This is a genomic window from Lentzea sp. NPDC060358, from assembly GCF_042725365.1.
In the GTDB taxonomy this organism is placed as follows: domain Bacteria; phylum Actinomycetota; class Actinomycetes; order Mycobacteriales; family Pseudonocardiaceae; genus Lentzea.
Genome location: NZ_JBHXCW010000285.1, coordinates 1 through 9044, shown reverse-complemented (window position 1 = coordinate 9044; position 9044 = coordinate 1). Strand labels below are relative to the sequence as shown.

Annotated in this window: 7 protein-coding genes; 1 reads left to right on the top strand and 6 read right to left on the bottom strand. The window is 74.9% G+C overall.

Annotation, left to right across the window (positions count from 1 at the left end; genetic code table 11):
* Window positions 1–162 precede the first annotated feature (162 nt).
* From ACFWGZ_RS36295 to ACFWGZ_RS36285, 3 genes are all read right to left on the bottom strand, one after another.
* Entirely contained in the window at window positions 163–456 is a 294-nt protein-coding gene (locus ACFWGZ_RS36295; protein ID WP_382456119.1) for a DUF4342 domain-containing protein, read from the bottom strand.
* 103 nt (window positions 457–559) lie between these two features.
* On the bottom strand, window positions 560–1516 hold the full coding sequence (locus tag ACFWGZ_RS36290) for an amidohydrolase family protein (protein ID WP_382456118.1): 957 nt from the start codon (window positions 1514–1516) through the stop codon (window positions 560–562).
* Window positions 1517–1528: 12 nt separating this feature from the next.
* On the bottom strand, window positions 1529–2743 hold the full coding sequence (locus tag ACFWGZ_RS36285; RefSeq protein ID WP_382456117.1) for a multidrug effflux MFS transporter: 1215 nt from the start codon (window positions 2741–2743) through the stop codon (window positions 1529–1531).
* A 54-nt stretch (window positions 2744–2797) separates the two neighbouring features.
* On the opposite strand from ACFWGZ_RS36285, the gene ACFWGZ_RS36280 reads away from it, so the two are divergent.
* Entirely contained in the window at window positions 2798–3262 is a 465-nt protein-coding gene (locus ACFWGZ_RS36280; RefSeq protein WP_382456116.1) for a MarR family winged helix-turn-helix transcriptional regulator, read from the top strand.
* Window positions 3263–3275: 13 nt separating this feature from the next.
* Here the strand turns inward: ACFWGZ_RS36280 and ACFWGZ_RS36275 are convergent, their stop codons facing one another.
* The 3 genes from ACFWGZ_RS36275 to ACFWGZ_RS36265 form a co-directional block, all read right to left on the bottom strand.
* Window positions 3276–4562: an MFS transporter gene (locus tag ACFWGZ_RS36275; RefSeq protein WP_382456115.1), complete on the bottom strand. Its 1287-nt coding sequence runs from the start codon at window positions 4560–4562 to the stop codon at window positions 3276–3278.
* A 372-nt stretch (window positions 4563–4934) separates the two neighbouring features.
* Window positions 4935–6161, bottom strand: a complete 1227-nt coding sequence (locus tag ACFWGZ_RS36270; RefSeq protein ID WP_382456114.1) for a lanthionine synthetase C family protein — start codon at window positions 6159–6161, stop codon at window positions 4935–4937.
* On the bottom strand, window positions 6158–9013 hold the full coding sequence (locus ACFWGZ_RS36265; RefSeq protein WP_382456113.1) for a lantibiotic dehydratase: 2856 nt from the start codon (window positions 9011–9013) through the stop codon (window positions 6158–6160). Before ACFWGZ_RS36265 ends, ACFWGZ_RS36270 begins: the two co-directional genes overlap by 4 nt.
* Window positions 9014–9044: the final 31 nt, after the last annotated feature.

Below are 9044 nucleotides of genomic sequence, written 5' to 3'. Positions count from 1 at the left end.
CGTGCGGTGGCCACAATCCTCACCGCGGTGTGCGGGGCCCAGGTGGACGCCTCGCGGCACCTCCCCCACGCCCCCGTACAACCAGTACGAGGACGTGGGGGAGGCACCACGATGCATCACCCTGGACCGCACACACCACGGCAAGGGTTCGTGGCCACCGCACTAGATCCGCTCGGCCTCGACGGTCGTCGCGGGCTGGGTGGTGCCGGCCTGCCGGCGGTCCTCCAGCTTGATCTCGCACTTGCCCACCAGCGCGACGCCGGCGCCGATCGTCGTGGCCACCGGAGCGGCCAGCGCGGCCACCACTCCGAGAGCCACCGGCACCTCCAGCACCACGTCGTCCTTGCTGTCGCGCACGACGACACGACGGTTGATGCCCTCGCTCACCAGGCCCCGGAAGGCGTCGACCACCGAGTCGACGGTGGTGCGGGTGGGCTCGGTCTCGGATTCGCTCATGACTCCCCTAGAACTGCGGTTTTCCCCTTGACGAGATCCAGACTGCCAGCGACCGGGGAGCGTGCCATCAGGGTTTACCCCTGACCCGCACCTGATTCGACCCTCAGATCCCGAACAGGGCCGCCGCGTTGCCCGAGGCGAACGCCTCCCGGTCGGCGTCGGAGGAGAACTCGCCCAGGAACGCGGTGATCTCCTCGCCGGAGGGGTGCTGGAACGGGTGGTCGGTGGAGAAGAGCAGGCGGTCGGCGGTGGTGACCTCCAGGGCGTGCCGCAGCAGGGCGGGGGTGAGCATGCCCGAGGCGGTGATGTGGAAGTTCGACCTCAGGTAGTCCGCCACCGGGCGTTCGAGGCCGGCGAGGCGCGCGAGGCTGTTCGCGCGGTCGGTCCAGAAGAGCAGCATCTCGCCCCAGTGGCCGAGCACGACCTGCAGGTCCGGATGCCGGTCGAAGGTGCCACGCAGGATCAGCCGCAGCGCGGCGAGGCCCGCGTCGAGGTGCCAGCCCCAGCCGAACGTGGCGAGGCCCAGGTCGACCAGGGGGTCGAAGCCGCGGTAGGAGGCGTCGCGCAGGGCGTCCGACGGCAGCTGCGGGTGCAGGAAGACCGGGTGGCGCAGCTCCGCGGCGGTGGCGAGGAAGTCGTCGTAGACCGGGTCGTCCAGCAGGAGGTCGCCGGACCGGCCGTAGACCATGGTGCCCACGTGGCCCAGGCCGGCGGCGCGCCGGAGTTCGCCGGCGACCGCGTGCGGTGCGGACAGCGGCAGCGTCGAGAGAGCGCGGAAGCGGTCCGGGTGGCGGGTGACGGCCTCGGCGGCGACGTCGTTCGCGACCCGGCTGAGCCGCACCGCCTCCTCGGCGGGCAGCGCCTGCGTGCCGGGTGGGGTGTGCGCGAGGACGGCGACGTCGATGCCCTGGGCGTCCATGGTGGCGATCCGGCCCTCACCCAGGTCCCGCAACCGGTCCTGGTGGTCGCCGAGGTCGTTGAACGCCAGGCTCTCGTCGCGGCCCCGCAGGGCGGCGGTGAGCTCCGGCAGCACCCAGTGCTCCTCGATGCCGATCAGCACGGTGTTCTCCCCCTAGTTGGACGCGGCGAGCACGTCGGCCCGCCCGGGAACGGTGACCTCGGGCGTGGCGAGCAGCCGGGACGCGCAGGCCGCGATGGCGGCGAGCACGGCGATGATGATCGCCATCGGCAGCGCCGAGTGGGTGCTGCCGACGCTGACCAGCGGGGACACCGCCGCACCGAGCCCGAACTGCGCGGCGCCCAGCACGGCCGATCCGGTGCCGGCGGCCCCCGGGACCGCGTCGAGGGCGAGCGCCGTGGCCGGGCCGAGGACGAAGCCCAGCGACGCGACCGCGAAGAAGATCGGCACGACCAGCCAGACGGCACCGATCGGCAGCAGTGCGAGGACGAGCAGCACGGTGGCCGCCCCGAGCAGCCACGCGGTGCCGGTGGTGAGCACCCGGCGCGGGTGGCTGCGGCGCAGCAGCCGCGACGCGAGCGAGCTGCTGCCGATCAGCCCGAGCGCGTTGAGCGCGAACAGCAGGCCGTAGCTGACCGGCCCCATCCCGATGACGACCTGGTAGAGGAACGGCGAGGCGGAGATGTAGGCCATCAGCACGGCGAACGAGAAGACGAACGTGGCCGTCGCGGTCAGGTAGGCCCGCCGGCCCAGGGCGTGCAGGCCACCGCTCTGCGCGGTGCCGCGCCGCTCCCGCGGGTGGGTCTCCCGCACGACCGCCACCGACCCGAGCATCGCGACCGCGAGCCCCGCCAGCACGAACAGCACGCCGCGCCACCCGATCCCGTCGACCATCAAGCTGCCGAGCAGCGGCGCGACCACGGGTGCCACCCCGCTGACGATCATCATCAGGCTGAACGCCCGCGCGGCGGCGCGACCGGTCGCGAGGTCGGCGATCACCGCGCGGCCGATGACCATGCCGGCGGCCGCGGTCAGCCCCTGGACCAGGCGCGCGACCAGCAGGACGCCGATCGTGGGCGCGACGGCGGCGAGCACGCTGGCGCCGACGAACACCGCGGAGCCCGCGAGCAGCGGCCCGCGCCTGCCCCACCGGTCCGAGATCGGCCCGAAGACCAGCTGCCCCGCGGCGAGGCCGAGCAGGAACATCGTCAGCGTGAGCTGGACGGCGGTGTCGCTCGTCTCGAGCTCGGTGGCCATCCGCGGGAACGCGGGCAGGTAGAGGTCGATGCCGAACGGCGCCACGCTCGCCAGCAGGGCGAGGACGAGCAGGAGCGGCACGGGGATGGTGCTGCGGGACGGCGCGGTCACCACATCTCCTATCAAGCGATAGCTATCAGTCGACAGGAAAAGTAACATGGCCCCGTGGACGAGGACCAGAAGTCGCGGTTGTTCGAGCTCGCCGACCTGATCGCGGCGGTCGGCCGCCAGATCCACGCCTCCAAGGAGGGCCTGCACGAGACGGCGTGGACGCCGCTCGACATCGCGGTGATGCGCTACATCGACCGCAACCCCGGCACGTCGGCCCGCGCGGCCGCCGAGGCCACCCAGCAGATCTCCAGCAACTTCAGCCGCGCGCTGCGGGGGCTGGAGGGCAAGGGCCTGGTGCACCGCGAGGCGGACCGGGAGGACGCGCGCCGCGTGCGCCTCTACCCCACCGCCCGCGCGCAGGAGAACCTGCGGCGGCTGCACGACATCTGGAGCGAGCTGCTCCACGACGTGGTGTCCGACGACGACGCCGACGCGATGATCGCCGCGTTGCGGCGCATCGAGACGAAGCTCGCCGAGAAGGCGGTGGCGCGCACCGACAAGGGCGGCGGCACCCGGTGAACCGGGCGGCGGGTCAGAGCGACCGCACCTCGGAGGAGGCGAGCGCCGCCAGCACGGACAGGACGACCAGGCCCGCGCACCCCGCCAGGACCGGGCCCGTGCCGAGGGCGGTGGCGAGCGGCGCCGCGACCAGCACGCCCACCGGTGACAGCACCATCGTGCCGAGCCAGTCGTAGGAGACCACCCGCGCGAGCACCTCCTCCGGCACCGCGCGCTGCACCGTCGTGTGCCAGAGCACGCCGAACGCGTCGTTGGCCAGTCCCGCGCAGAACATCGCCGGCGCCACGGCCCACGGTGACGCGCCCGCGGCCAGCAGGCCCAGCGGCACGGCGAGCAGGGTCACCAGCGACAGCCCGGCCACCAGGGGTCTGCGGGGCCGCAACCGGGCCGACAGCGCGGCGCCGCACAGCATCCCGCCCGTGCTCGCCACGACGACGAGCGACCAGGCCCGCGGCCCGTCCCAGTCCTCCAGCGCCACGAGCGGCCCGAGCACCCCCATCGTGGCGGCGAGCGCGGCGGACGTGAACGACAGCGCGCTCACCGTCGCCCACACCCACTGCCGCTCGGCGAACGCCCGCCAGCCCAGCCGCAGGTCGACGAGCAGGGACGTCGCCCCGGACCGCACCCGCGGCGGCAACCGCAGCAGGGCGAGCAGCACCGCGCTCACCACGAAACTGAAGGCGTTGAACAACAACGTCGCCGGCGCACCCAGCCACGCGACGGCGACGCCACCCAGCGCGGTGCCCGCGAGGTCGGCGCTGTGCGCGGCGGTGGTCACCAGGCTGTTGGCCCGCTGGAGCCGGTCGGCCGGGACGATCTCGGGCATCAGCCCGCCCGTCGCCGGCCCCGCCACCGACAGCGCGATCCCCGCCACCGCGGCACATCCGGCCAGCACCGGCACCGGCGCGTGCCACCCCACCCCGGCGGCCAGCCCGGCATAGGCGAGCGCGCACGTCAGGTCGGACAGCACGAGCAGCCCGGACCGGCTCACCCGGTCGGCGAGCACGCCGCCGAAGAGGACGAACAGCACCTGCGGCACCAGCAGGCACACCAGCACGACGGACAGCGCGGACGCGCCGGCCCCCGGCAGCGACAGCACGCCGAACGTGACCGCGATGCGGCCGAAACCGTTGCCGGCGGCGGAGATCGCGGTGGCCGCGGTCAGGAGGCCGACCCGCCGCGTCGCGGTCCTCACCCCGGTGCCGCGTGCCACGGCAGCGGCCCGGGGCGGGGCGCGGTCGCGCGGCGGATGCACGGCGACCCCGCCGGTGCGACGGCTGCGGCAGGCGCCGAACCGCACCGCCACATCCCCGCGCCCACACCCGCCGCCGGAACCGAACCGCGCCGCCACATCCCCTCGCCTACACCCGCCGGCACCGGACCGCACCACCGCATCCCCGCGCTCACCCCCGCCGGCACCACCCCCACCGCCAGAACCGAGCCACACCACCACATCCCCGCGCCCACACCCGCCGGCACCACCCCCACCGCCAGAACCGAGCCACACCACCACATCCCCGCGCCCACACCCGCCGGCACCACCCCCACCGCCAGAACCGAATCACACCACCACATCCCCGCGCTCACCCCCGCCGGCACCGCGGCCACCGTCGGAACCGAGCCGCACCACCACATCCCCGCGCCCATCCCCGCCCCCGACAACAACACCCCCTCACCCCAGCGCCAGCGCCGCGTGCCACGGCAGCGGTCCCGGCCCCAGCGGCGTCAGGTGGTCGTGCAACGCCAGCAACGTCCCCGCGGCCCCGTCGAGGAAGCCCGGCCGGCGCGGCGGCACCGTGACGACGGTGTGCCGTTCTCGTTGGGACAGCAGGTGATCGCACAGGCCGGGCAGCACGTCCGCGTCCCGCCCGAGCACGAGCGCGGTCGCGTGCAGGACGCCCGCCGAGCCGTGGCACAGGGAGGCGTCGCGGATCCCCCACCGCTCCCGCGGGCGCCGGAACGCCGCGCGCAGCGTCGCCTTCGCCTCGGCGGTCCACGTGGGCTCGCCCACCTCGGTGGCGGCGAGCTGCACGGCGCGTGCCACGCCGGGAGCGCCGTAGCACCAGGCGATGCGGCTCGGCGGCAGCAGTTCGGTGGCGCGCGCGACCTCGTGTTCCAGCGGAACCACCGCGGGCCAGTACGGGCCGTGCTGGTCGGTGCCGCGGCGCGCGAGCAGCCAGGTGGCGATCCGGCGCATCGCCTCGATCTGGCCCTCGACGACCACGCCGTGCGCGTGGCACACGGCGAGCAGCGCCAGCGGGCCGGAGATGCCGTGCGCCATGCCGGGGTTGAGGTGGCCGTGGGGGTGCTCGACCGGGTCGGCGAGCAGTGCCGGGTCCGGCGTCCACCACCCCGGCACGCGGCGGCCGTGCACCCGCACCGGCTCGGTCAGCCGGACCAGGTAGCGCAGCAGCCGCTCCAGCACCGGGCGGGTGCCCGCTCCGCAGGCGAGCAGGTACCTGCCCAGTCCGGACAGGCCGGAGGTGACGTCGTAGGCGGCCATCCTGGCGCCGGGTTCACGGGCGGCGAGGCGGGCTTCCTCGGCGGTGAGGGTCGTCTCGGCGAGCCGCACGACGTGGGGGTCGACGCGGGAGAGAACGCCCCGGTAGTCGCCGTCGGCCCTGGCGATGCTGCGCGCGGCGAACCCCAGCGACGGCACCCCGTCGAACAGGCTCTCGGCGCGGGGCCTCGGTGTGCGCGCGGCGGCGGCCAGGTGCTGGTGGGCCACGTCGCGCAGCTCGGGCGTGCCGTCGCTGAGCCGGGCGAACAGGACCGCGAGCCCGCTGTGCCCGTCGGCGAGCGACATCGGGTGGTGCGGCCAGTCGCCGGTGCCGAGGTCCACGTCGGCGGGGCCGCCGAGCTCGCGGACCGCGCGGATCAGCCACGTCCGGATGCTCACCGCGCGGCTCGCCGGCGGTCGAGGTGCGCCTTCACCGCGCCACGGGCCAGCGCGCACACCTCGGCCTCCGCCCGGAAGTCCGCGCCCAGCCGACGGTTGCAAGGCAGGTGCAGCAGTGCGCGGAGGATCTCGCCGGGCGACGTCCAGTCGGCCGCCGCCGCACGGACCTTGGCGCCGTACTCGCCGAGCAGCTCGGCCCAGTCGCCGTCCGCCGGGACCGGGTCCAGCGTGATCGCCGCCAGCGCCTCGGAACGGCGCCTGGCGAACGCCCGGTGCGCGGCCTCGTCCTTCGGAACCTCCGCCAGCAGCCACGCCGGCCAGTCCTGCCCGGGACCGTGGAAGCAGCTGATCAACGACACCACGTCGGCGGCGACCGCGAGGGTGTCCGGCGCGGCGCTCGTCCCGCGCAGCGCCACCCGGCTGTCGGCGGCGAAGACCCGTTCCGCCAGGTCGATCACCGCCTCGCCGCCGTAGCGCTCGACCTCCGGCCGGTAGGCGTGCACCGAGAACCCGGCGCACAGCCTCGCGTCCACCAGCGCCGCGACCCGGTCCCGCACCTGCGGGAGCACGTCGCCGTGCAGGCGCAGCCGGATGTGCGGGGGCTGCTCGTCGGCCTGGTAGCGCACGAAGAACCAGCGGTCCACTTCGGACTTCACGGTGGCCAGCCAGGGGTTGAGGTGCGCGAGCAGCACCTCGCGCTGCCGGTGCGGCGAGCACTGGACGTGCGCGGAGACCCAGTCGCCGCCGGGCAGGTGCGCCACGCTCCGGCGAACGGGAGCGGGGGGCCGCACCGGGCGGCGTTCGGGATCGGCCGCGACCAGCGGGACGACCAGCTCGACCTCGTGCACGCCCTCCGGCCCGCGCAGCCAGCCCTGGTCGAGCGCGGGCGAGCGGTCCTCGCACACCACCGCCGTGCCCGACTTGCGCAGCTCGGCGCGCAGCAGCGCGCGGTGCTCCCGCACCCCCAGGTCCAGGCACAGCTGCTGGTCCAGGTTCGTCAGCCGCACCCGGCCGGGCACCCACCACTTCCGCCGCCACGCGGCCAGCGCCCCGTCGGTGTCCACATCGGACTCGCCGACGCGCCACCGGGCGGGGGTGAGCACCGTCCGGCCGGAGCGGACCGCGGGCAGGAAGGGGCTGTCCCGCAACGCCGACCAGTCCCACGGCTTGAGCGTGCGCACGCCCATCAGCGACACGTCCCACAGGAACCGCACCACCTCGGGCGCCGCAGCGCTGATGTCCAGCACGTGCAGCACCCGCGGCACGATCTCGCGACCCAGCGACACCGAGTACAGCCGCAACCGGTGTGCGTCGGCGGCCACGGCGACGTCCGCCAGGTCGAGACCTCCCGGCCGGCCGGGCACGCCGACGGCGAGCGAGTGGGCGAGCACCCGCGGAACGCGCGCCACGTTCGCGTCACGGGGATCGGTGGTGAGGTGGTCGAGCTGCACCGGGATCCGGTCATCGGCCTGCACCGCGGCCAGCTCGGCGAGCAGGTCGCGCACCTGCGGCAGGTGGCCGAACCTGCCGAGCGACGCCCCGGCCTGCTGCGTGCCGGTCAGCGGGTTCACCACCAGCTCGAAGCAGCCGCGTTCGAGCGCGTCGACCGAGGCGGCGTGCAGGGTAACGAACAGCTCCGCCGTGGCGGGCGGGGTGCCGCCGGGCGGGCACAGGCGGTCGACGAGGTCGTCGTCGAGCACCACCTCGGTGACCCCGTCGGCCAGCGCCCCGGCCAGCAGGCGGACCAGCACCGGGTGCCGGGAGTCGTCCGCCGGTGCCGCCTCCCACGGCCGTTCGTAGCCCGCCGGGGGGCCGATGCCCGCGTCCCGGTCGAGGAGGTCGAGCACGGGAACCAGCTCGCCGACCCCGTACCGCTCGAGGAACCGGACGTGGAAGTCCGCGAGGTTGCGGGACCGCGCGTTGTCGTGCGCGGACAACCGCCACAGGACGTCGGCGGCCCGTTCCGCCTCGCGCGCCACCTCGTGCGGCAACCGCACGTGCGCGTCCAGTTCCAGGTCGACCCGCACCGGGTCGTCCGCTCCGGCGGTACGCCGAACAGCCGTCAATTCCGCCGTTCCGCGGCCGACGGGACTGCGCCGGTAGGCGTCGACGGACGCTTTTGTCGCGGCGGCGCGTTCCCACTGCGGATATCGCGCGGGAAGCAATTCGATCACGCGCTCGAGAGGTCTTTCCGACTGCCGCAACGACGTCTGCAAGAACCGCAGCCGGACCAGCTCCGCGACGAGTGCCGGTAAAGCGGATCGGCGCACGTCCGGGAAATCACCGGCGACCACGTCGACGAGATCGCGGACCGGGATGCGCGTCGCGGCGGCGGCGAGGAGGCGGGCGACGACCGCGGTGCGGCGCACCCCCACGAGCCGGGTGCCGTGCGGGACGGTGAGGCGGTCGCCGTGCCGGGTGCACAGGTTGTTCGCGGTGACCTCCAGGCGCACCAGCACGTCGAGGTCCGCCTCGAGCTCGCCCGCCCACCGGTCGAGCCAGGCCTGGTCCAGGTGCACGTGCCTGCGGTGCGCGCCGTCCAGCCAGGCCTCCGCCCGCTCCGCGAACTCGCCGACGGCCACCCCCGCGAGCAGGCCGAAGGGGGTGGGACGGCCCGCCATGCGCAGTTCGTACCGGGTCAGCGCGGCGAGCAGGCGCCCCGTGGCAGGCGCCCGGCCTGCGAGAACCTTGTCCAGCGCCGCCGTGAGCGCCGGGCTCGCGACCGCGACGGCCTCCCGCAGCAGCGGGTCGAGCGCGTCGTCCACCGCCGTGACGGCGGACCCCAGCCGCCGCCTCGGCAGCACCGGGGCGCGGAGGAGGAACCTGTCGGAAGACCTGAATCGCACGTCCATGGCGGCCACCCCCTGGCAGGTGTCGGTGAGG